Here is a 21832-nt window from a genome sequence, read left to right as displayed (position 1 = left end):
CAGCGGGTGGTCGTGCCGTCCAACCGGTTTTGCGGCCGCCTACTCGGGGATCAGCTCACCGAGCCGATCCAACGGGTACGTCTCCGACCCCTCGGGCAGCCCGTCGGGCGCCTCGATGCCGATGAACGTGACCGGCTCGTCCGGCAGCCGGCCGGTCCAGGTCCGCACCTCGGCCCGGTCGCGCCACCGGTCGATGAGGTACGACATGGTCAGGTATCGCCGCTGCGCCAACGCCCGTGCCTGGTCGGCGATGGTGGGGGTGTGCTCCTCCACCCGGTTGAAGGACGGCCACCCCCGCAGGTGCAGATGCAGCCACAGGGCCCGCCACCCGCCCTCGTCCCTGGCGAACACCATCGGCAGCGCGACCCGGCCCCGGCCGCGCAGCTGCGAGCGCGCCCGGACCGTCCGAGCGTCGAACGGGGCGCCGCGCTGCTCCCGCGTCCGGGTCTGGTATCCGAACATGGACTCGGCGACCTCGTCGAACGACTCCCCCGCATAGATGTGCACCTGCGGGACCACGTAGTGCGCCCGGACCGTCAGCGGTACGTCGATGAACTCCGTGGCGCCGTTCGGCGCGTCGGTGATGTCGCCGGAGTGCACCACGCCGTCGTGGCGGTAGTTGGTGTAGGACACCTGGCCAGCCGGGTGGAAGTGCTCGTCGAGCAGCAGCACCGACAGGTCGTAGTCGGTGCGCCGCTCGCGCTGGCGCCAGTACATGAAGAAGCGCAGCAGCTCGCCCGGCGCCGACGCCCGCGACCCGCGCGGGAGCACCGCGAAGCCGGCCCCGGCCGCCTTGCCGGACAGCGGCAGCGCGACGTCGAGCACCTCCGGGTCCACCAGCAGCGGCCGGGACGGCTCCGGCAGCCGGGCGCCGATCTCCGCGTCGAGCAGCGCGGTCAGCTCGGCCACCAGCTCGGCCGGCAGCGGGGGCCGCTCGTCCCGCCCGATCCACGCGCGCCCGGAACGGCCCACGTACACGCGGGCGGGCGCCGGGGTCCGCCGGTTGTCGACGTGCTCGCGCAGCGAGCAGAGCACCCGGCCCGACGCCGAATCCAGCGCGCCACCGACCGCCTCGACCACGGCGGCCCGGTCCGCCGCCGGCGCCAGCCGCAGCAGCCGGTCCGCGGACCGCACCAGCAGGCCCGGCGCGGCCGACAGCACGGACGCGGCCCGACCAACGGCGCCGGCACGGATCGCCGCCTCCGCCCGCCCGGCCAGACCGGGTACGCGGCGCTCGCCCCGGGCCACCGCGAACACCTCCCGGGCGTGCGGCCACTGGGCGTACTCGTGCGGGTGCAGCCGCTCGCCCAGCCGCTTCCACCGCTCCGCGTACCGGGCGACGTCACCGAGCTTGCTCGGGCTGGCCGCGACGACCTCGTCCAACGCGCCCAGCAGGATCCGCCGCTCCCGGCGCGGGAAGGCGCGCAACCGGGTGGTCGTCACGAGCGTGGCGTCCCCGCCGGAGACGTGGCACGCCAGCCGCAGCACGTCGGTCGTGGTGTCCACGGCGACCAGCGGGCGACCGAGGACGAGCCGGATGCCGTTGAGCACCGCGCGGTTCTCCCGCACCGGGATCCGGTCCGGCTGCGCGCCATCCAGGCAGGCGACGGCCAGCTCGCCGAGGATCGCCAGGTCCGCCTCGCCGTGCGGCGTCGGGCTGCCCGCCATGGTCAGGTAGAGCCGCTCCGCCTCGACCTCGACCCGGTCGCCCAGCCGGAGCAGGGTCAGCCGGTCGCCGGCCGCCGCGATCAGCGCGTCGTGCGCGGCCAGCAGTTCGGCGTACGTGTGCTGGTAGCTGCCGTAGCCGGGCAGGTCGAGCAGGTTCACCCCGCCCGCGAGGAGCGCGTCCCGCAGCTGCGCGTCGGTGGCGGTGTCGCCACCGGCGAGCACGGCGGCCCGCAGCCGCTGCACCCAGAACTCGACGGTGTCCGGCACGTTGTCGGGGAACCCGATGAAGTAGGCGTTGTGCTGGACGTGGTCGCCGACCAGCTCGCGGACCGCGGACACGACCGTGGCGGCGAGGTCCAGCGCCGGCCCGGGGGCCAGGGCGCCGACGTGCTCCAGCAACGCCCGCGACGCCGAGAACCCGACGTCGAGCAGCGCCGCGTCCAACTGCCGGGCCACCAGCGTGCCGTCACCGGCCTCGCCAGTGCTGGCCGGGACCCGCAGGGTCTTCTGAACGATCAGCTTCTCGAGCATGCGACCCTCCCGCCGCTCGTTGTGGTCTGGACAGCAGGGCAGGCCGCGACTCGTCTCGCCAGCCGGCGGTGACGGTCGCGGATTGCCATCGGATGCGCAGTGGGTCGCCGAGGAGTCGAACCCCGAACCGCCGGGTCCGTCAAAAGGAGGAGAAGGAAGCATTTCCATGACCGCACAGGCGGAGGGCGGAGGCGCTACTTTAGCCCGGTGCTCTGCCGTTGAGCTAACGACCCGGAACGATCATCCCACGAGCCGGTCACGAGGGCCATCGAGATACGACGGCGGTCCGGGGACGCTCAGGCGCGGGCACTAGGGTGACCGCGTGACGACGGAACGGTACGGGCAGGAGCGGCGGGACGCCGACGGACAACCGCCGGACGCGCGGTTCCGGTCCGGCGTCGCCGCCGGGGCGTTCGACCTGCCGCTGCCCGGCGCCGGCAACACGGCCGAGCGGTTTGCCGCGCTGGCCCGGCTCGGCGAGGCGGACCCGGTGCTCGCCCGGCTCGCCGAGGGCCACGCCGACGCGCTGGCGATCCTCGCCGAACTCGACGGGCCACCCGCCGGGGACGGCCGGTGGGGCGTCTGGGCGGCCGTGCCGCGGTCGCTGACGGCCCGCCGCGACGGCGCGATCTGGCTGATCGACGGCGACCGGCCGTGGTGCTCCGGCGCCGGCGTCTGCACCCGGGCCCTGGTCACCGCCGCCGCCCCGGACGGGATCCGGCTGTTCGCGGTGGACAACCCGGGCACCGCGCTCGAGGGCACCTGGCCGGCCGTCGGGATGGCGGCCAGCGACAGCCGCACCGTGCGGTTCACCGGGGTGCCGGCCGTGCCGGTGGGCGGCCCCGGCGACTACACCGCGCGGCCGGGCTTCTGGCACGGCGGCATCGGCGTGGCCGCCTGCTGGTACGGCGGGGCCGTGGGGGTCGCCCGGCCGCTGCTGGCCGCCGCCCGGGCCCAGCGGGAGAAGCACCGCGCGGCGACCGGCGGCGACCGGCCGGAGGCGGCCGGCGTGGCCCCGCCCGACCCGCACCTGCTCGCCCACCTCGGCGCGGTGGACGCCCGGCTGGCCGCCGCCGGGGCGCTGCTGCGGGCCGCGGCCGCCACCGTCGACGCCGACCCGAAGGCGGACCTGCGGCGCCTCACCGGGCAGGTCCGGGCCACTGTCGAGGCCACCGCCACGGAGGTGCTGGACCGGGTCGGCCGGGCGTTGGGCGCGGGCCCGCTCTGCCGGGACGGCCGGCACGCGCGGCGGGTCGCCGATCTCACCGTCTACCTGCGGCAGAGCCACGCCGAGGCCGACCTGGCCGGGCTGGGTGAGCAGGTCGCGGCCGAGGAGGACCCGCGGTGGTGACCGAGATCGCCGGGCTCGGCACCAGCGAGGAGGCCTGGTCGGGCTGGGCCGGTCCGGCGGGCTGGCCGACGCTGGCCCCGCCGGCGCGGCCGCTGATCGTGGCGCCGCACCCGGACGACGAGGTGCTCGGCGCCGGGGGGCTGCTGTGCCTGGCCGGCGGCGGCGAGGTGGTGGCGGTGACCGACGGCGAGGCGTCCCATGCGGGCTCGACGGTGTACGCGCCGGACGAGCTGGTCGCGTTGCGCCGGGCCGAGACCGCCGCGGCGCTGTCCGTGCTCGGCCAGCCCGCCACCCCGGTACGCCACCTCGGGCACCCGGATGGCGACATCGACGAGGCCGCCCTCACCGCGACGTTGACCGGGCTGCTCTCGCCGGGGCGGTGGTGCGTGGCCACCTGGCGCGGCGACGGCCATCCCGACCACGAGACGGTCGGGCGGGCCGCGGCGGCCGCCTGCGCCGCCACCGGCGCCATCCTGGCGGAATACCCGATCTGGATGTGGCACTGGGCCGACCCGGGCGACCCGCGGGTGCCCTGGCATCGGGCTCGCCGGCTGGACCTGCCCGCGGCGGTGTGCCGGGGCAAGGCCGCGGCCGTGGCCGAGTTCCGCAGCCAGACCGAGCCGCTCGGCCCCGCGCCGGCGGACGCGCCGATCCTGCCGCCGCACGTGGTGGCCCGCTTCCTGCGCCCGTACGAGGTGTTCCTCACGTGACCCTGCCGGTCGGCTACTTCGACGCCATGTACGCCGCCAGCCCGGACCCGTGGGGCTTCACCAGCCGCTGGTACGAGCGGCGCAAGTACGCGCTCACCCTGGCCGCCCTGCCCCGCCCCCGGTACGCGGCCGCGTTCGAGCCCGGCTGCTCGATCGGGGTGCTCACCGAACAGCTCGCCGCCCGCTGCGACCGGCTGCTCAGCGTCGACCTAGCCGAGCAGGCCGTGGCCACGGCCGCGGAGCGGGTGGCCGGGTGCCCGCACGTGCGGGTGCGGCCGGGCCGGATGCCGCAGGACTGGCCCGACGAGGACTTCGACCTCATCGTGCTCTCCGAGGTGGGCTACTACCTCGGCGACGCCGACCTGGACACGCTGCTGGACCGGGCCGTGGCGTCGCTGCGGCCCGGCGGCGACCTGGTGGCCGTGCACTGGCGGCACCCGGTGGCCGACTATCCGCAGCGCGGTGACGAGGTGCACGAGCGGCTCGACCGGGTGCCCGGGCTCGCCCGGTTGGTCCGGCACGAGGAGGCGGACTTCCGGCTCGACGTGCACACCCGGACCCCTCCGCCGGCCCGCTCGGTGGCCGAGCGCGAGGGCCTGTGCTGACCGGGCCGACGCGGGTGGCGGTGGTGGTCCCCGCGCACGACGAGGAGGAGCTGCTGCCGGGCTGCCTCGCCGCGCTGTCCGTGGCGGCGGCCGCGCTGCCGGACGTACCCGTCGAGATCGTGGTGGTGCTCGATGCCTGCACCGACGGCACGGCCGCGATCTGCGCGGCCGCCGGGGTCCGCGCGGTCACGTTGCGGGCCCGCAACGTCGGGGTGGCCCGGGCCGCCGGCGCGGCGGCGGCGATCGGCGACGACCCGGCCGGGCTGTGGCTGGCCACCACCGACGCCGACTCCCGCGTCCCGGCCGACTGGCTCGTCCACCAGGCGCGGCTGGCCGCGGCCGGCGCGGACCTGGTGGCCGGGACGGTCCGGGTGGCGGACTGGGCGCCGTGGCCGGCGGAGCTGAAGCTGGCCTACGAGGCGGGGTACGCGGCCGGCGACCGGCACGTGCACGGCGCCAACCTCGGCATCTCCGCGGTCGCCTACCGGCGGGTCGGCGGCTTCCCGGCGCTCGCCCTGGCCGAGGACCGGGAGCTGGTACGGATCGCCACCGAGGCCGGCCTGCGGGTGGTGTACAGCGTGGACACGCCGACGCTCACCAGCGCCCGTGGGACGGCCCGGGCGGCGGGCGGGTTCAGCGCCCACCTGACCCGGCTGGCCGCGAACCTCTGACAGGACGGGGTCGCATCGGGGATGTGCATGGCAGCGAACCACTCTTCGGTGAACGGACCGGCCTTCAACGCCCGTCGGCCAGGATGAGGGACACCCGGTGGGCGAACCGGATCGCTCGGCACCCGGCCAGGCCGTTCACGACGTCGTCCACACCGAGCTTCGGCCGTCCTCCCCTTCCGGTGGCCTCTGCCTGTTGCACGATGATGTTCGCAACCCGCTCCGGGGCATCGGCCAACAACATGCAGAGAAAGTCATCCGGATGCACCGCTTCGATGGCGAACGGCGCGAGCGCACGCTCCGGGAAGTCACGGAGATTGGCCGTGACGATCACCTCCGCGTCGGCGGCGACGGCGGCGGCGAGTACGTGCCGATCTTTGGGATCGTTGGTCAGCCCGGGGATGAACTGCTCGTAACCCGAAGCCATCGCTTCCGGGAAGAAGTCCCGCATCACCTCGACCCTGCGCTCAGCCTTGGCTCCGAGGGCGGACGGCGGCAGATTCCGGCGAACCTCCTCGAGGATCGCAACGGTCCATATCGGTCGGTAGAGGTCTTGCTCGGCGCAACGCAGCAGCGTGTCCGCGAGCACACTTGGCACCAGGACGCAGGCGTCCAACACGGCGACGATCATCAGCGAGCGGTCACTCGGCGGGCTGACCGTCTGATGACTGGCGGCCACGGCGAATCGCTTCGTCGTAAACGCCCATGTCGACTGCGTCAGCCGTCAACTCATCCAACGCCTCGCGGCGCGCCCTCGATCGGCGTTCCTTGTAGGCCAGCACATCGTGCAACGCCACCCGGCGGCTGGAGTTGGGGCGGGTGTAGGGAAGCACGCCGTCATTCATCAACTTGACCACCGTCGGTCGGGTCACCCCCAAGATCGTGGCGGCCTCTCCGGTCGACAGCTCGACGCTTTCGGCCATCACCCGGACGGGCCGCCCCCGCCCCAGGATCGACACGACTTCCGCGAGGGCTTCGCCCACTACGGGCGGCACGTCGACCGGTTCTCCGTCATCAACGATCAGCTTCAGCCGTCGCCCGCTGAGCGACCGGCGGGCGAATCGCCTCAACTCGTCGCCGTTGGGCGTCGACCCGCCTGCGGGCACCACAGTCACAAGATCCTCCGCGCTCCTTGGCTCTATTACCACCATACCTGTAAAAACGAAAAAAACGATAGTTACAACACGGAAGATGCCCCCAAATCGGGGCTGACCCGGCAGGGCGGCCGGACCGGTGATCCAGACCTGGCGCCGGCGAGCGGTCAGCTGGCGGGACGGCCGGCTCGCGAGCCGTTGTCGTCCAGCCAGAGCTGGATGAGGCCGCGGAAGTGCGCGAGGAACTGGTCGTGCTCGTGCGGCGGGTAGGTCGCGGCCACCGTCTCCCGGAGGATGCGGTCGAAGGCGTCCGAACCGACCCATTCGTACACCTGCTCCTCGAGGTGGCCGAGGTGGGTGCCGCACCACTCCCAGTAGCGGTCGCTCTCGAAGTATTCGTCGGCCAGCCCGAGATAGGCGGCCAGCTTGTCCTCGTACGACATGTCGGGGTTGTCGGCGATGGCGAAGTACCGGTTGGTCCGCAGGTCCAGGTTGGGCCGGCGGCCGGTGACGAGACAGTACGTCGACCAGCGGACCAGCGCGGTGATCGCCCAGGGGAAGTAGTAGTGCAGCGACGTGATCGCCACGTCGGGGCAGGCGTTGGCGTAGTCGATCGGATAGACCTCGTCGCCGCTGACCAGCATCTCGGCCGAGTTGAACTCCCAGGAGAAGAAGGCGTTCACCACCCGGCTGATCGCCACGGCCTGCCAGCCGGCGGAGGCGGACAGGAAGTCGTGCGACACGGCGTACCGGTTGTGCATCGGCTGGTCCGGGCGGAAGTCCATGACCATGGTCTCCGGGCCGATGGACAGCGCCCGGGCGAAGTGCTCGTAGTCGATGGTCGCCTGCAGGTGCATGAGCATCTCGCCGGACTCGTCGTACGCCCGGTGCAGGTCGGCCGGGTCGTTGACCCGGGAGACGCCGCGCCAGCCGCCGCCGTCGAACGGCTTCATGTACAGCGGGTAGCCCAGGTCGGCGGCGAGCCGGTCCAGGTCGAACGGCTGGTTGTAGCGCTCGGCCGTGTAGGCCCAGCGGACGTTGTCGACGGGATTCTTGTACGGCACGAGGGTGGTCTCCGGCACCTTGAGCCCGAGCCGCACCATCGCGCAGTAGGCGCTGTGCTTCTCCATCGACTGGAAGGTGAACGGGCTGTTCAGCAGGTACGTCCCGTTGACCAGGGCGGCCTTCTTGAGCCACTCCCGCGGGTGGTAGTACCAGTACGCGAGCCGGTCGATCACCAGCGGTGTCCGGACCGGGTCGGTGAGCCGGAACGGCTCGATGGTCAGCCGCTCGCTGGTCAGGCGATGGACCTCACCGCCGTGGTGGATCGGCCCCACCATGCGTAGGGTCGCCTCGAAAGCCTGGGGCCAGTCCTCCTCGGCGCCGAGGAGGAGCCCGATCAGATGATCCGTCACGGGTATGAATCTAGGAGACAATGCCGCAGTCGGCATGATCAAGATTGGCGGCGATGACGGTGGAGGGTGTCGGTGTGAAGGCCAGCGAGCAGTGGTTCTCCGAGCACATGCAGCAGCCGCTCAGCATGACGCGGTGGGGCCACTACGGCACGCCGGTGCTGGTCTTCCCGACGGCCGGCGGTGACGCCGAGGAGATCGAGCGGCACCACCTCGTGGACGCCTGCGGGCACCTCCTGGCGGCCGGGCGGGTCAAGATCTACTCCTGCGACAGCGTCGCCGGCCGGGCCCTCGCCGCCAGGGACGGCACCCCGGAGCACCGCATGTGGCTGCTCAACCGGTACCAGCAGGCGGTCGCGCACGAGGTCGTACCGGCCATCCACGCCGACCTCGGCGGCCCGCAGCCGATCGTGGTAGCCGGGGCCTCGATCGGCGCGTTCAACGCCGTGTCGATGGTCTGCCGCTACCCGGAGCTGTTCGCGGCGGCCCTGGGGATGAGCGGCACGTACCGGTTGCAGCCGCTGCTGGAGGACCACTTCGGCGACGACCTGTACTTCGCCTCGGCCGTGCACTTCGTCGCCGGCCTCGACGGCCCGCAGCTGGACCTGCTGCGGCAGCGCCGGGTCATCCTGGCCTCCGGGGAGGGCGCCTGGGAAAACATCGGCGAGTCCCGGGCGGTCGCAGACGTGCTCGGCGCGAAGGGCGTGCCGAACCGGGTGGACTCGTGGGGCCCGGACGTCGAGCACGACTGGCCGACCTGGCGGCGGATGCTGCCGCAGTATCTCGAGGAGCTGTGCTAGGGCAACCGCCGGGCGTCTCAGCTGCCGAGCAGCACGTTGACGTACGTCTATTAGTGGCGGCATCGTCGACGCATGGGGGAAGATAATCAGACACCGTTGTTCCGTCGCACCTGGCTGGCGCTCGTGGCCGTCGTCACGCTACCGCTCGGGGTCCTGGGTGTGGGCCTCACCATCACTCCCGCAGCCGGCGCCGACCCCGCGTCGACGCCACCCATCGTCGACAGCCCATCGGCGTCGCCGCTGCCACCGAGACCGCCAACGAACCTCACCGTCACCTGGGTCACCGCTACCTCCGTCACCGTGACCTGGACGGCCTCCACCTCCCCCAACATCCAGGCTTACATCGTCAAGTACACCCAACCCTTCACCAACGTGGACGTGGACACGAGGACATCCGGCGAATCGGCCAGCATCCGCCTCTCGCCGGCGAGCGAATACCGCCTCAGCGTGGCCGCCATGGACTCGACGGGCAACTATTCAAACCTGTCGAACCAGGTCACCGTGATGACCCCGATCCTGGACGGCAGCGACACCGTGCCGCCAACCGCTCCGGGGAACCTCAGCGTCCGGAACGGGCGACTGTCCTGGACTTCGTCCACCGACAATGTCGGGGTGGTCGGCTATGACGTCTATCGCTACAACGGCGGGTACTTCTCCAGGCTGGCCGGCGCAACCACGACGCCCAGTTACCCGGTGACGCCACCGTCCACCCCGGCGTGGGGCGGGTCCTACTACGTACGCGCGAGGGACGCGGCGGGCAACCTGTCGATCGCGTCCAACGTGGTCACGCCACCGACCCGCGCGGGCGGCTAGTACGAGCTGTCCTGCAAGCGTCACTCCTGGCCGAGGCGGTGCAGCAGCAGCGCCTCGGCAAGACAGGCACGTTCGAAGTCGGCCAGGTGCAGGCTCTCGTTGGGCCCGTGCGCCCGGGTGTCGGGGTCCTCGACCCCCGTGATCAGCACCTCGGCCGCGGGGAACGTCTGGACGAACGGGGCCAGGAAGGCGATCGAGCCGCCGACCCCGATCTCGACCGGCGGCACGTCCCAGGCCTGACCGAAGGCCGCCCGCGCGGCGGCGTAGCCGGGACCGTCGGTACGCGCCGCGAACGGCGCCACCGGGCGGCCGGGCGTCACCCGTAACCGCACCCCCCACGGCGCGTGGGACTCCAGGTGCCGGACCAGCGCGTCGCGGGCGGCCCCGGCGTCGTCGCCCGGTCCGATCCGCAGCGCCAGCCGGGCCCGGGCGGTCGGCACCAGCACCATGCCGGCCGCGTCCACCGGCGGCGCGTCGATGCCGATCACCGACAGGGCCGGCGCCCGCCACAGCCGCGAGGTGAGCGACCCGGAGCCGATCAGCCGTACGCCGTCCAGCACCCCGGCGTCGGCGCGCAGCCGGTCCTCGGTCAGGTCGAGGGGGTCGGCAACCTGCCGGGAGAGCCCGGCCACCGCCACGTCGCCGCGCTCGTCGTGCAGCGAGGCCAGCAGCCGGGTCAGCGCGGTGAGCGCGTCCGGCACCGGACCGCCGTACACCCCGTTGTGGACGGCCTGCCGCAGCGTGGCCACCTCCACCACCACGCTCACGCCGCCGCGCAACGAGGTGGTCAGCGCCGGTACGCCCACCCGCCAGTTGGTGGAGTCGGCCAGCACCAGCACATCGGCGGCCAGCCGGTCGCGGTGTTCGGCCAGCAGGGCCGGGAGGGTGGGCGAGCCGATCTCCTCCTCGCCCTCGATGAGCACGGCCACGCCGACGCCCGGATCGTCGCCGAGGGCCCGCAGCGCGGCGCAGTGCACCGCGACGCCGGCCTTGTCGTCCGCCGCTCCCCGGCCGAACAACCGGCCGTCGCGCTCCCGTGGCTCGAACGGGTCGCCGCCCCACGCGGCCCGGTCGCCCGCCGGCTGCACGTCGTGGTGGGCGTAGAGCAGCACCGTGGGGGCGCCCGGCGGACCCGGTCGACGGCCAAGTACCGCGGGCAGGCCGTCCGGTGCCCGTACCACCTCCACCGTCGGCAGGCCGGCCGCGCCGAGCTGGCGCGCGACCTCGGCCGCCGACGCCTCGACGGCGTCGCGCGCTTGCGGGTCGGCCGACACGGACGGGATCCGGACCAGCCGTTCGAGCCCCTCCCGCACCGCGGGCAGGACGGCCCGCACGGCCGCCCGCAGGTCTCGGTCGGGCGCGCCGCCGGCGTCGGCTTCGCCGGGGCCGGCGCCGCCGTCACCGGCAGCGCCGGAGGCGGAACCGCGCGGGTATGCCCGGGCGCCGTCGGCCCGGCCGGCGTCTGCGGCCGTCATTCGGCGTACAGGTTCAGGTCCGCGGCGAAGCGCTCGGTCATCTCGATCACCCGCTGCAACTCGTGGTGCCGGACGATCACGATGCCGTCACCGATGGTGGTGGCCCGCCAGTCCCGGCGGTGCGCCCCGATCGGAAGCAGGTCGACCAGGACGATGTCCGGCCCGAACTCCGCCCGCAGCTCGTCCAGGCCGCGCACCGCGGTGATCCGCCCGGCGCCGTGGGCCCGCTTGCAGATGCTGCCCACGTTGTGCTGGCGGCGCAGCTGGCGCATCCGCCCGTGCAGCACCGCCTCGGCCCAGCCCGCGTACAGGTCGCCGTCGGTGTTGAAGTTCATCAGATCGACCACCCGCACGCCCGGCGGGCGGGCGGCGATCTCGCCGAACACCACCTCGCCGTCGGCCTTGCGGTACCACTCCAGGTGGGTGAACCCGGTCTCGAAGCCCAGCGCCGCCAGCACCTGCTCGCCCATCCGCCGGCCGCCCGCCAGGTGCGGGGCGTCGAGGTCGCGCAGCGAGATCGCCACCGGGCTGACCCACTCGTGCATGCGCATCTGCAGGGGTCGGGGCCGGTACCACAGCACGTGCTCGAAGAGGATCCGGCCGCCGGCGCACACCGTGTCATGGGTGAACTCCTCGGCCTCGATGAACTCCTCCACGCTGACCTCGGGCACGTGCCGCAGCAGCGGCAGCACCTCGGCCAACTCGGTGGCCGTCTCCACCCGGTAGGTGTCGGCCGAGCCGGCGCCGGCGATGGGCTTCACGATCAGCGGATAGCCGACCTTCTCGGCCGCCTCCCAGACCCCGGCCACCGTGCTGGCGCTGGCGTGCCACGGGGTGCGGATGCCGGCCGCGTCGAGCGTCCGCTTCATCAGCTCCTTGTCGCGGAACGGCAGCGTCTGCGCCACGGTCATCCCGGGCAGCCCGAACGCCTCCCGCACCCGCGCGGCCAGCAGCATGTACGGCTCCCACAGGCACTCGACCTGGTCGATCCGTACGTGCCGGGACAGGCCGCGCAGCGCCGCGAGGACGGCGTCCTCGTCCGCCAACGACACGTGCTCGTAGTGCGCCAACGCCTCCCGGGCCGGGGCCGGCAGCGCCTCGCGGGGCTGGTCGCCCACGCCGATCACGGTGGCGCCCACGGCGGCCAGGCCCCGGGTGAACCACGCCATCTCCTGCGGATAACCCGGGGAAATCATGACCACGTTCGTCACAACGCCTCCACCAGCTCGACCCGGATCCCGGTGATGATCCGGCGCAGCGCCTCGCGTACCGCCTCGGTCCGCTGATCGCGCACGATCACGTACCCCTGGCCGGTGTAGTCCGACCCGGCGTCCTGGCCGGGCCGGGGCAGCCGGGACTCCACCACCAGGTGGCCCACGTCCCGGTTCACCTCGGCCACCCCGTGCACGGCCCCGACCCGGCCGCGGCCCACGCCGCGCAGGTACGCCGTTCCGGCGGCGAACCGGCGCTCGGGCACGTCGAAGTCGCCCAGCACCACCAGCCGGGCCCAGGCGGCGAACAGGTCGAAGTCGTGCGCGTACCCGTGCATCGAGGTGAGCTGCGCGCCCGGTGGCCGGGCGGCCACCTCCGACACCGCCACCGACCCGTCGGGCCGGCGGAACCACTCCATGTGGGTGAGCGCGTCCGTCACCCCCAGCGCGCGCAGCGCGGCCGGCCCGACCGCGTGGATGCCGGCGTACTCGGGGCCGCCGATGTCCCGGGGCAGCACCACCGTCCACTGGATCCAGGGGTTGCGCAGCACGTCCAGCGGCGGCGGGTAGTAGTCGGCGATCGACGACCACACCGTGGCGCCGCCGAGCGTCACGCTGTCGAACGTGTGCTCCTGCCCCACCAGGAACTCCTCCAGCAGCGCCGGCGCGTCCCCGCTCGGCGGCACCGCGCCCAGCCAGGCGTCCAGCGCCGCGCCGTCGTCCAGCCGGTAGGTGGCCTGGGAGCCGGCCCCGGCCGGCGGCTTGGCGACGAGCGGGAAGCCGACCTCGCGGGCGAACGCCCGCGCCTGCGCCGGGTCGTGCACGAGGGCGTGCCGGGCGCACGGAACGCCGGCGGCCCGCAGCGTCTCCTTCATCCGGGCCTTGTCCCGGACGTTCATCGCCGTGGCCACGTCCATCCCGGCGATGCCCATCCCCTCGCGCACCTGGGCGAGCGGGACCTGAAGCTGCTCGAGCGCGCCGACGAGCCGCTCGACCCGCCCGATCTGGCCGGCGAGCCCTGCCACGCCGGCGGCGATCTGCCGCGGATCCAAGGCGTCGTCGACCCGCCAGTGCCCGGCCAGCAGGTCGCGCAGCTCGGGGGCGATCCGCTCCAGCGGATCGCTGGTCACCAGGCCGAGCCGGACGCCGGGCAGCGCGGCCACGCACCGGACGAAACGGGCCGTGGCGTCGAGCAGGTACGGGGCGACGAAGGCGACGGCGACCATGGCCGGACGGTACCCGGCACGGCGGGTTCGCACATCTCGTCGCGGGCCGCGGGCGTCCCGTCGGGGAGGGCGGCCGCTCCGGTGGCCCCCGGCGCCGGCTGGCCGTAGCATGGCAATCGATGCGGGTGATCTTCATTGAGCCGAGCTTTCCAAGCAACCAGCGCCAGTTCGTCCGGGGGCTGGCGCAGGTCGGTGCCGAGGTCATCGGCATCGGCGAGTCGCCTGCGGAGTTCCTCGACGAGGAGCTGCGCGGCTGGCTGGTCCACTACCACCAGGTGCCCAACGTGACCGACGTCGGCGTGCTGACCGACGCCGTGCGCTGGGTACAGGACCGGATGTGGGTGGACCGGCTGGAGGCCACCATCGAGTCGCACACCCTCGGGGCCGCCGAGGTGCGGGAGCGGTGCACCATCCCGGGCACCTCGCGGCGGACGGCGTGGCTGTGCCGCGACAAGCCGTCGATGAAGGAGGCGCTGCGCGCCGCCGGGGTGCCGACCGCGGCCTCCACGGCGGCGGACGACGCCGACCAGGTGTGGGCGTTCGCCGGCGAGGTCGGCTACCCACTCATCCTCAAGCCGCGCGCCGGCGCCGGCGCCCTGGACACGGTACGGATCGACGACCGGCAGCAGCTGGAGACGGCGCTGGGGTCGTTCGGCGGCAAGGGCGTCACGTCCATCGCCGTCGAGGAGTTCGTGGAGGGCCACGAGGGCTTCTACGACACCCTCTCGGTCGACGGGCAGCCGGCGCTGGACTTCGTCACGCACTACTTCCCCAACGTCCTGGAGGCGATGCGGACCCGCTGGATCTCGCCGCAGTTCGTCGCCACCAACCGGGTGGATCAGGTCGCCGACTACGGCCAGCTGCGCGAGCTCGGGCAGCGGGTGGTCGAGGCGCTCGGCATCGGCACCAGCGCCACGCACATGGAGTGGTTCTTCGGGCCCAAGGGGCTGCGGTTCTCCGAGATCGGCTGCCGGCCGCCCGGGGTGGGCGCGTGGGACCTGTACGCGGCCGGCAACGACCTCGACCTCTACCGCGAATGGGCCAACGCCATCGTCAACGGGCAGGTGGACGCCCGGCCGTCGCGCCGGTTGGCCGCCGGGATCATCGCGCTGCGGCCGGAGCGCGACGGCCACATCTCCGGCTATTCGGGCGTCGAGCAGGTGCAGGCAAAGTACGGTCAGTGGGTGCTGGACGCGCACCTGCCCGAGCCGGGCACGCCGACGCAGCCGGTCGAGGCCGGCTACATGGCGAACGCGTACGTGCGGATGCAGCATCCGGACTACGACGTGCTCCGCTCGATGCTGGACGAGGTCGGGCGGACCGTCCACGTGCACGCGGCGTGAACCGCACCGTCTGGCTCCTGGGCCCGCAGCGCCGACCGACCGTCCAGCACGTCGTCCGGGACCTCGATCCGCAGTCCCGGATCGCCTTTGTGACGGCGGGCTGGCAGGAGCGCGAGTCCGACGACGCCGAGCTGCGGGACCTGCTCGGCGGGCGCGGGGTGAACCTGACCCTGCACGCGCGCTGGCTCGACGTCCACGAGCAGGACCGGGAGTACGGCAACGCCGAGCGGGAGCACCACGCCGCCATGGCGGAGCTGCGCCAGCTCTATCTCACCCAGCTCGACCATGTCCTGCAGGCGGCCTACGCGGTGGCGCGCGGTAAGGAGGGCCGGCCGCGGTTCCGGGACGCCGCCCTGGACGACGCGCTGGAGGCCGTCCGGCTGGTGGACCGGCAACACCTGGTCCGGGTCCGCGCCGCCCACGACGCGTTCTACGCCGCGTGGCGCCCGCAGGAACGGCCGGCGGTGGCCCGGCACCGCGACGAGGTGCGAGGGCTGATGGCGGACGTCGAGGCGGTGGTCATCGCCGGCGGGCACGTCGGCGACCTGCTCACCGTGCTGCACCTGTTCCACCTCGAGCCGTACCTGCCGTCGGTGGTGCTGGCCTGGTCGGCCGGCGCCATGGCGCTGGTCGACCGGGTGGTGCTCTTCCACGATCACGTCCCGCACGGGGTGGCGCAGACCGAGGTGCTCGGCGACGGCCTCGGGGTGGTGCACGGCCTGGTGCCGTTGCCGCACGCCCGACGCCGGCTGCGGACCGACGACCCCATCCGGATGTCGGCGCTGGCCCGGCGCTTCGCGCCGGCCCGGTGCCTGGTGCTGGACGACGGGGTGCGGATCCGGCTGGAGGCCGACGGCTCGCTCCCCACCGGCGCCCGGGTGGTCACCGCGGATGGCCAGGTCACCCCCGGGGAGACCGCATGACCATGCCGAAGTTCGCCGCTCCGACCGCCAAACTGGCGATCAACCGGCTCAAGGACCGCAGGCCGCTCGACGCCGCGGCGGTCGACCGCTTCCTCGCCCGGCACGAGGTGCCGATCGTCGAGGGCCTGCGTTGCACGTTCCTCTATCGCGGCGAGGCCGACGAGGTGTTCCTGGCTCAGCGGATCGTCGGCCTCCCCGAGCTGCTGCCGCTGCGCCGCCTGTGGGGCACCGACCTGTGGTATCTGGTCCTCGAGCTGCCCACCGGTTCGCGGGTCAACTACCAGCTCGAGGTGCGCCGAGGCGGGCACAGCGAGCGGATCAACGACCCGCTGAACGAGAAGCTGTCCTACAGCCCGGTCGGCACCTCCTCGGTCTGCTTCGGCCACGGCTACTCCTCGCCGGAGTGGACCGAGCCGGATCCGGACGCCCGGCCCGGCGACCTGGTCGAGCTGACGGTGCGCAGCCGGGCCCTGCGCCGGGACTACCCGGTCACCCTCTACCTGCCCGCCCGGTTCCGGCGCACGGCCTCGTACCCGCTGCTGGTCGTGCACGACGGCCCGGACTTCCTGCAGTACGCCGCGGCGAAGACGGTGCTCGACAACCTGATCCACCGGCTCGACGTGGCGGAGACCGTCGTGGCCTTCCTGCGTCCGCAGGACCGGCTCAACGAGTACGCCGACTCCACCGCGCACTCGCGCTTCCTCGCGGCCGAGCTGCTGCCGCGGCTGGAGACCGAGCTGCCGCTGGTCGGCAGGCCGTCCGGCCGCTGCCTGCTCGGGTCGAGCTTCGGGGCGGTGGCGTCGCTGTCGGCGGCCGTCAGGTCACCGGACACCTACGGCTCGCTCATCCTGATGTCGGGGTCGTTCGTGTTCACCGACATCGGCGCCGACCACGGTGGCGGTGAGGTGTTCGACCCGGTCGTGCGGTTCGTGAACCGGTACCGCGCCCGGCCGACCCACGTGGCCGACCGGCTCTTCGTCAGCTGCGGAGTCTACGAGCCGCTGATCGTCCAGAACCGCTCGATGGTGCCGACGTTCGAGGCCGCCGGCATGACCGTCCGGTACGTCGAGGCCCGGGACGGACACAACTGGGAGAACTGGCGGGACCGGCTCCGCGACGCGCTGTCGTGGGTCTATCCCGGCCCGCAGAAGTTCTACTACGAGTGACCCCGGCCGACGAGGCCCGGCAGATCACCTCAGCTGCTGGGCCAGCCCGACGATGATCCCGCTCGGCCCGCGCAGGTAGCACAGCAGGAAGATGTCCTCGAAGCGCGACACCTCGCCGAGGACCTCGCCGCCGTGCGGCCGGAGCCGGGCCACGGTGTCCTCGATGTCGTCCACGGCGAACATGACCCGGTGCAGTCCCAGCGTGTTGGGCGGGGCGACCTTCGGCTCCGGCCTGATCAGCTCGGGGCTGTGGTACGTCGTCAGTTCGAGCTTTCCCGGGGCGTCCGGGATCCGCATCATGGCGATCTCGCTGCGCATGTCCGTGAGCCCGACGACCCGCTCCGCCCAGCTGCCCTCGATCGACATCCGACCCTCCAGCTCCATGCCGAGCTCGGTGAAGAAGGCCACGGCGGCGTCGAGGTCGTCGACCACGATGGCGACGTTGTCCATGCGCTGAATCGTCATGCCGCCGAGCATATGGGCCGGGTCGGACACGACCCGCCAAACCGGCTCCCTCTCACAGCCGTGGATCGGTCGGTTCGGACTCCAGGGCCAGGATGGCGAAGACCAGTTCGTGCACCCGCCACAGCGGTTCGCCGGCGGCCACCGCGGCCAGCGCGGCCAGCCCGAGGATGTTTTCCCGGTGGGCCAGCCCGCGCTTGCGGCCGAGCTTGCGGTCGCGCAGTCGCTCCAGGTGCGCCGGCTCGGTGTAGTCGGGGCCGTAGATGATCCGCAGGTACTCCCGGCCGCGGCACTTGATGCCCGGCTGGACCAGCTTGCCGGCCGGCCGGTGCAGCGGCCCCGCGTACGGCTTGACCACCATGCCCTCCCCGCCGGCGCCGGTCAGCTCCAGCCACCAGTCGGTGGCGGCCGCCACCGACGCCTCGTCGCCGGTGTCCACCACGATCCGCCGGGTGTTCCGGAACAGCTCCGGGTCGGCGGCGACCAGCTGATCACACCGGCCGAGGTGCCAGCCGTGGTCCCGGCCGGCGTGGCTGGCGCCCTCCGAGGCCAGCAGCATGAACGGCGCGTACCGGATCCCGGCAAGCCCGTCCACCGGCCAGCAGTACCGCCGGTACGCCGCGGTGAACGCCGCGGCGTTGTCGGCCCGGGCCGCGGTCCGGTCCCGCAGGGCGGTCAGGTCCAGGCCGCGGGCCAGCCCGGCGTCCAGGGCATCGAGTGCGTCCGGCAGCGCGGCGCGGGCCGCCGCGCCGACCCCGGCGTACTGCTCGCGGATCAGCGCGCCCGCCTTGGCCGACCAGGGCAGCAGCTCACCGTCCAGCAGCAGCCAGTCGGTGGCCAGCTCCTCGAACAGCGGCGCCGCGGCGGCGCGTACCCGGGACAGCAGCGCCGCGGTCAGGTCCGGCCGGGCGAAGAACGGCCGGCCGGTACGGGTGTACACCGTGCCGGACGACCCGTCGGAGACCCCGAACCGGGCGGCCGCGGTGGCGGCGTCCCGGCAGACCAGGACGACGGCCCGGGAGCCCATGTGCTTCTCCTGGCAGATCACCCGCTCGACACCCGCCCTGCGGTAGTCGGCGAACGCCTCCGTCGGGTACTCCAGGTAGCCCTCGCGGGTGCTGGTCGACGACGGTGACATGGTCGGCGGCAGCCACAGCAGGCGCCGCGGGTCGACCGCGAACCGGCTCATCACCTCCAGCGCGGCGGCGGCGTTCTCCGCCTCCACGGTCACCGGCCCGTAGCCGGTATCCACGTGCCGGCGGCCGGTCACGTCGGTCAGGTTCAGCGTGCTGCCGTCCCGGCTGGGCAGGATCGGGCCCAGCGGCCGGACCGGCTCGTAGTGGGTGCGTTCCGCCGGGACCGACACCAGCGCCCGCTCCGGGTAGCGCAGCGCGGTCAAATTGCCGCCGAACACGCAGCCGGTGTCCACGCAGATGGTGTTGTTGATCCACTCCGGGGTGGAGTTGGCCACGTGGCCGTAGACCACCGTGGCCGCGCCCCGGTAGTCGACCGCCCAGGGGTAGCGCACCGGCAGGCCGTACTCGTCGGTCTCGCCGGTGGTCTCCCCGTACAGGCAGAAGGAGCGCACCCGGCCGGAGGCGCGGCCGTGGTATTCCTCCTTGAGCCCGGCGTGCGCCACGACCAGCCGGCCGCCGTCCAACCGCAGGTGGCTGACCAGGCCGTCGATCCAGTCGGCCGCGGCCGCCACGAACTCCGGCGGCTCGACGGCGAGCTGGTCGAGAGTCTCGGCCAGCCCGTGGCTCACGGTCACCTTGCGGCCGCGCAGCCTGCGCAGCAGCTTCTGCTCGTGGTTGCCCGGTACGCACAGCGCGGTCCCGTCGGCGGTCATCCCCATCACCAGCCGCAGCACGCCCGGGGAGTCCGGGCCGCGGTCGACCAGGTCACCGACGAAGACGGCCTGCCGCCCGGCCGGGTGGTGCGCGCCCACGGGTCGACCACTGGCGTCCCGGCGCAGTTCCCAGCCGAGGCCGGTCAGCAGCGTCTCCAGCTCGGCGCGGCAACCGTGCACGTCGCCGATGATGTCGAACGGTCCGGTCAGCTCCCGCCGATCGTTCCAGGCCCGCTCGTTGACGATGGTGACGTCGTCCGGCTCGGTGACCACGTGCACCTTCCGGAAACCCTCCCGGCTCAGCTCGCGCAGCGCCCGGCGCAGGTTCTGCTGCTGGCCGCGCAGCACCGCCCGGCCGAACTGCCGGTCCGGCCGCGCCTCGGTACGCTGCCACGCCACCGACTCCGGGGTGTCCAGCACGATGGCCACCGGCAGCACGTCGTGCGCCCGGGCCAGTGCCACCAGCGCCTCCCGAGCGTGCTTACGCACGTTGGTGGCGTCCACGACCACGCGGCGACCGGCCCGCAACCGGATCCCGGCCACGTGGTGCAGCGCGTCGAACGCGTCCGCGGAGGCGGACTGGTCGTTCTCGTCGTCGGCGACCATGGCCCGGAACGCGTCCGAGGACAGCACCTCGGTCGGCGTGAAGTGCCGGCGGGCGAACGTCGACTTGCCGGAACCGGAGATTCCGACCAGGGCGACGAGCGACAGGTCGGGGATGTCGAGCCTCATCCGACGTCCTTTCCGGTCGCGGTGGCGGTGGCGTGCCCGGTCGCCCGGCCGGCGGCGATCGAGGGGCCCGAGCCGGCGGCGGTTGCGGGGCGCGAGCCGGCGGCGGCGATCCCGGAGCCGGGGCCGGCGGCGGCGCCGTCCGGGGCGGCGACCGACCGGAACAGGGCCAGCTGGGTCGGCGGGCCGACCTGCGGGTCCGGCTCGCCCACCGGCCGGAACTCGACCGTGTAGCCGTACGTGGCCGCCGTGCGCTCGGCCCACCCGGCGAACTGCGCCCGGGTCCACTCGAAGCGGTGGTCGGGGTGCCGCAGCCGGCCGCCGGTCAGCCCCTCGTACCGGACGTTGTACTCGACGTTCGGGGTGGTCACCACCACCGCGCCCGGCTTGGCGTGGCCGAACACGGCCCGTTCCAGGGCCGGCAGCCGCACCTCGTCGAGGTGTTCGATCACCTCCATCAGCACGGCGGCGTCGTAGCCGCGCAGCCGGTCGTCGTGGTAGGTCAGGGCCGACTGGACCAGGGTGATCCGGCCGACCTGCCGGTCCGGCAGCCGGTCCAGCCGCAGCCGCCGCTCCGCGACCCGCAGGCTGGCGGCCGAGACGTCCGCGCCGACGATCTCGGTGAAGCGACGGTCGGCCAGCAGCTCGCGCAGCAACGACCCGGGTCCGCAACCGAGGTCGAGCACCCGGGTGGCCCCGGCGGCACCCAGCGCGGCCAGCACGGCCTCGATGCGCAGCCGCACCAGCGGCCGGCGGCGCTCGGCCCGCTCGAGCGCGCCGACCACGTCGTCATCGCTCCAGTCCCCGGCCGCCGCGCCGCCCTCCTCGCCGGGCCGCGCGTGGTCCGCCGCCGCGGGCGCTGACGCCGGCACGGTGGCGGCCGGGTCGCCGTCCGCGGACCGATCCTGCTGCCCGGAAGCCGATGCCGACGGTGGCCCGGAGGCGACGTCGGTGCCGAGCGGGTCGGCGGTGGCGAACGGGTCGCCGCCGGCCACCGGCACGGCTTCGCGGTCGGCCGGCTCGGGATCCAGCGTCACGCTGTCCGGTTCGTCGGACGCGGCGCGCAGCCGGTCCAGGGCGCTGTGTGCCAGGCCGCGCTGGTTGGCCAGGTACCGCCGGGCGATCATCGTCCGGTCCGGATGCCCGGCGAGCCAGCCCGAACCGGCGAGCAGCAGCTTGTCCACCTCGTCCTCGGTGACCCAGTAGTGCTTGGCGTCGTCGAGCACGGGCAGCAGCACGTACAGGTGGTTCAACGCGTCGGCCAGCCGCTGCTCGCCCGCCAGGCGCAGCTGGACGTACCAGGAATCGCCCCAGTCCGCGAAGGCGGGGTCCAGCGGCACCGGCGTCGCGGCGACCGTCCAACCCAGCGGGACGAACAGCCGCTCCGCCACCGCCGGACCGCCCCGGCAGGGCAGCGCCGAGACGGTGATCTCCAGCGGCAGCGGCATGCCGGCCAGCTCCGCGCGATCCCGGCTGGCGCCCTTCAGGGCCGACCGGAACACCCGACCCAGGGCAACCGTCAGGAGGCTCGACGACGCGTAGGGCCGGTCGTTGACGTACCGGCCGAGGGTGATACCATCCGGGGCACGCTGTCCCTTGGCCGGCCGACCCAGCCCGAGCGGGTCCACCTCCAGCAGCAGCGCCGCGGTGCAGCGCTCCGGATCGGCCCGCGGGTACCACACGTGCGCCGTCCCGCCGGTGGTGTCGAACGACTGGACCCGGTCCGGGTGCTTGACCAGCAGATAGCCCAGGTCGGTGGCGGGCCGGTGGGTGGTGGAGATGGTCAGCAGCACAGG

The 21832-nt window shown here is 73.5% G+C and carries 19 protein-coding genes and 1 tRNA gene; 9 read left to right on the top strand and 11 right to left on the bottom strand.

The annotated features are described in order from the left end of the window. Positions 1 to 39: 39 nt before the first annotated feature. Positions 40 to 2199, bottom strand: coding sequence for a hypothetical protein (locus ACFFHU_RS26555; protein ID WP_377343010.1), 2160 nt, complete (start codon positions 2197 to 2199; stop codon positions 40 to 42). A 100-nt stretch (positions 2200 to 2299) separates the two neighbouring features. Next, positions 2300 to 2432, bottom strand: a tRNA-OTHER gene (locus ACFFHU_RS26550). Between the two features lie 89 nt (positions 2433 to 2521). Between ACFFHU_RS26550 and ACFFHU_RS26545 the strand changes: the two genes are divergently transcribed. The 4 genes from ACFFHU_RS26545 to ACFFHU_RS26530 are packed head-to-tail and all read left to right on the top strand — an operon-like array spanning position 2522 to position 5536. Then, entirely contained in the window at positions 2522 to 3550 is a 1029-nt protein-coding gene (locus ACFFHU_RS26545; protein ID WP_377343009.1) for an acyl-CoA dehydrogenase family protein, read from the top strand. Beyond that, the gene (locus ACFFHU_RS26540) at positions 3544 to 4260 is read left to right on the top strand and encodes a PIG-L deacetylase family protein (protein ID WP_377343008.1); all 717 of its coding nucleotides are present in this window, start codon (positions 3544 to 3546) and stop codon (positions 4258 to 4260) included. The genes ACFFHU_RS26545 and ACFFHU_RS26540 overlap by 7 nt, the downstream gene beginning before the upstream one ends. Continuing rightward, positions 4257 to 4865, top strand: coding sequence for a class I SAM-dependent DNA methyltransferase (locus ACFFHU_RS26535; RefSeq protein WP_377343007.1), 609 nt, complete (start codon positions 4257 to 4259; stop codon positions 4863 to 4865). The genes ACFFHU_RS26540 and ACFFHU_RS26535 overlap by 4 nt, the downstream gene beginning before the upstream one ends. Next, positions 4859 to 5536 (top strand): glycosyltransferase family 2 protein, encoded by a 678-nt coding sequence (locus ACFFHU_RS26530; RefSeq protein ID WP_377343006.1) that lies wholly within the window; start codon positions 4859 to 4861, stop codon positions 5534 to 5536. Before ACFFHU_RS26535 ends, ACFFHU_RS26530 begins: the two co-directional genes overlap by 7 nt. Before the next feature lie 64 nt (positions 5537 to 5600). On the opposite strand, the gene ACFFHU_RS26525 is transcribed toward ACFFHU_RS26530, so the two are convergent. The 3 genes from ACFFHU_RS26525 to ACFFHU_RS26515 all read right to left on the bottom strand — a co-directional run bounded on the left by ACFFHU_RS26525 (position 5601) and on the right by ACFFHU_RS26515 (position 8042). Continuing rightward, a complete protein-coding gene (locus tag ACFFHU_RS26525; protein ID WP_377343005.1) occupies positions 5601 to 6212 on the bottom strand; it encodes a PIN domain-containing protein in 612 nt (203 codons plus the stop codon). Continuing rightward, positions 6175 to 6648: a helix-turn-helix domain-containing protein gene (locus ACFFHU_RS26520; protein ID WP_377343004.1), complete on the bottom strand. Its 474-nt coding sequence runs from the start codon at positions 6646 to 6648 to the stop codon at positions 6175 to 6177. Before ACFFHU_RS26520 ends, ACFFHU_RS26525 begins: the two co-directional genes overlap by 38 nt. Positions 6649 to 6794: 146 nt before the next feature. Further along, entirely contained in the window at positions 6795 to 8042 is a 1248-nt protein-coding gene (locus ACFFHU_RS26515) for an ATP-grasp domain-containing protein (RefSeq protein ID WP_377343003.1), read from the bottom strand. A gap of 53 nt (positions 8043 to 8095) precedes the next feature. Here ACFFHU_RS26515 and ACFFHU_RS26510 point away from each other — a divergent pair, with 53 nt between their 5' ends. Both ACFFHU_RS26510 and ACFFHU_RS26505 read left to right on the top strand, forming a co-directional pair. Beyond that, positions 8096 to 8839, top strand: a complete 744-nt coding sequence (locus ACFFHU_RS26510; RefSeq protein WP_377343002.1) for an esterase family protein — start codon at positions 8096 to 8098, stop codon at positions 8837 to 8839. Between the two features lie 96 nt (positions 8840 to 8935). Further along, positions 8936 to 9652, top strand: coding sequence for a fibronectin type III domain-containing protein (locus ACFFHU_RS26505; RefSeq protein ID WP_377343001.1), 717 nt, complete (start codon positions 8936 to 8938; stop codon positions 9650 to 9652). A 20-nt stretch (positions 9653 to 9672) separates the two neighbouring features. On the opposite strand, the gene ACFFHU_RS26500 is transcribed toward ACFFHU_RS26505, so the two are convergent. The 3 genes from ACFFHU_RS26500 to ACFFHU_RS26490 are packed head-to-tail and all read right to left on the bottom strand — an operon-like array spanning position 9673 to position 13564. Next, positions 9673 to 11127, bottom strand: coding sequence for a dipeptidase (locus ACFFHU_RS26500; RefSeq protein WP_377343000.1), 1455 nt, complete (start codon positions 11125 to 11127; stop codon positions 9673 to 9675). After that, positions 11124 to 12338, bottom strand: coding sequence for an ATP-grasp domain-containing protein (locus tag ACFFHU_RS26495; protein WP_377342999.1), 1215 nt, complete (start codon positions 12336 to 12338; stop codon positions 11124 to 11126). Before ACFFHU_RS26495 ends, ACFFHU_RS26500 begins: the two co-directional genes overlap by 4 nt. After that, positions 12335 to 13564 carry an ATP-grasp domain-containing protein gene (locus ACFFHU_RS26490; protein WP_377342997.1) on the bottom strand — a complete coding sequence of 410 codons (1230 nt, stop codon included), beginning with the start codon at positions 13562 to 13564 and terminating at the stop codon, positions 12335 to 12337. The genes ACFFHU_RS26495 and ACFFHU_RS26490 overlap by 4 nt, the downstream gene beginning before the upstream one ends. Before the next feature lie 119 nt (positions 13565 to 13683). Between ACFFHU_RS26490 and ACFFHU_RS26485 the strand changes: the two genes are divergently transcribed. From ACFFHU_RS26485 to ACFFHU_RS26475, 3 genes are read left to right on the top strand one after another with little or no spacing between them, the layout of a single operon-like run. Continuing rightward, entirely contained in the window at positions 13684 to 14907 is a 1224-nt protein-coding gene (locus ACFFHU_RS26485; RefSeq protein ID WP_377342996.1) for an ATP-grasp domain-containing protein, read from the top strand. Beyond that, positions 14904 to 15830, top strand: coding sequence for a hypothetical protein (locus tag ACFFHU_RS26480; protein WP_377342995.1), 927 nt, complete (start codon positions 14904 to 14906; stop codon positions 15828 to 15830). Before ACFFHU_RS26485 ends, ACFFHU_RS26480 begins: the two co-directional genes overlap by 4 nt. Continuing rightward, a complete protein-coding gene (locus ACFFHU_RS26475) occupies positions 15827 to 16996 on the top strand; it encodes an alpha/beta hydrolase (protein WP_377342994.1) in 1170 nt (389 codons plus the stop codon). The genes ACFFHU_RS26480 and ACFFHU_RS26475 overlap by 4 nt, the downstream gene beginning before the upstream one ends. A 24-nt stretch (positions 16997 to 17020) precedes the next feature. Here ACFFHU_RS26475 and ACFFHU_RS26470 read toward each other — a convergent pair whose 3' ends face one another. From ACFFHU_RS26470 to ACFFHU_RS26460, 3 genes are read right to left on the bottom strand one after another with little or no spacing between them, the layout of a single operon-like run. Continuing rightward, positions 17021 to 17461 (bottom strand): VOC family protein, encoded by a 441-nt coding sequence (locus tag ACFFHU_RS26470; RefSeq protein ID WP_377342993.1) that lies wholly within the window; start codon positions 17459 to 17461, stop codon positions 17021 to 17023. Positions 17462 to 17513: 52 nt separating this feature from the next. Continuing rightward, a complete protein-coding gene (locus ACFFHU_RS26465; protein ID WP_377342992.1) occupies positions 17514 to 20039 on the bottom strand; it encodes a polynucleotide kinase-phosphatase in 2526 nt (841 codons plus the stop codon). Then, positions 20036 to 21829 (bottom strand): 3' terminal RNA ribose 2'-O-methyltransferase Hen1, encoded by a 1794-nt coding sequence (locus tag ACFFHU_RS26460; protein WP_377342991.1) that lies wholly within the window; start codon positions 21827 to 21829, stop codon positions 20036 to 20038. The genes ACFFHU_RS26465 and ACFFHU_RS26460 overlap by 4 nt, the downstream gene beginning before the upstream one ends. Between the last annotated feature and the right edge of the window lie 3 nt (positions 21830 to 21832).

This window comes from Plantactinospora siamensis (assembly GCF_042434095.1).
Taxonomy (GTDB): domain Bacteria; phylum Actinomycetota; class Actinomycetes; order Mycobacteriales; family Micromonosporaceae; genus KBS50.
Note: the sequence above shows the minus strand (reverse complement) of the source record. Positions and strands in the feature narration are given on the sequence as shown.

Bases quoted from the DNA above. Each gene is read 5' to 3' on its own strand.
- ACFFHU_RS26555 (WP_377343010.1), bottom strand. From the start codon at position 2,199: ATGCTCGAGAAGCTGATCGTTCAGAAGACCCTGCGGGTCCCGGCCAGC.
- ACFFHU_RS26500 (WP_377343000.1), bottom strand. From the start codon at position 11,127: ATGACGGCCGCAGACGCCGGCCGGGCCGACGGCGCCCGGGCATACCCG.
- ACFFHU_RS26470 (WP_377342993.1), bottom strand. From the start codon at position 17,461: ATGACGATTCAGCGCATGGACAACGTCGCCATCGTGGTCGACGACCTC.
- ACFFHU_RS26465 (WP_377342992.1), bottom strand. From the start codon at position 20,039: ATGAGGCTCGACATCCCCGACCTGTCGCTCGTCGCCCTGGTCGGAATC.
- ACFFHU_RS26485 (WP_377342996.1), top strand. From the start codon at position 13,684: ATGCGGGTGATCTTCATTGAGCCGAGCTTTCCAAGCAACCAGCGCCAG.
- ACFFHU_RS26510 (WP_377343002.1), top strand. From the start codon at position 8,096: ATGACGGTGGAGGGTGTCGGTGTGAAGGCCAGCGAGCAGTGGTTCTCC.
- ACFFHU_RS26490 (WP_377342997.1), bottom strand. From the start codon at position 13,564: ATGGTCGCCGTCGCCTTCGTCGCCCCGTACCTGCTCGACGCCACGGCC.
- ACFFHU_RS26475 (WP_377342994.1), top strand. From the start codon at position 15,827: ATGACCATGCCGAAGTTCGCCGCTCCGACCGCCAAACTGGCGATCAAC.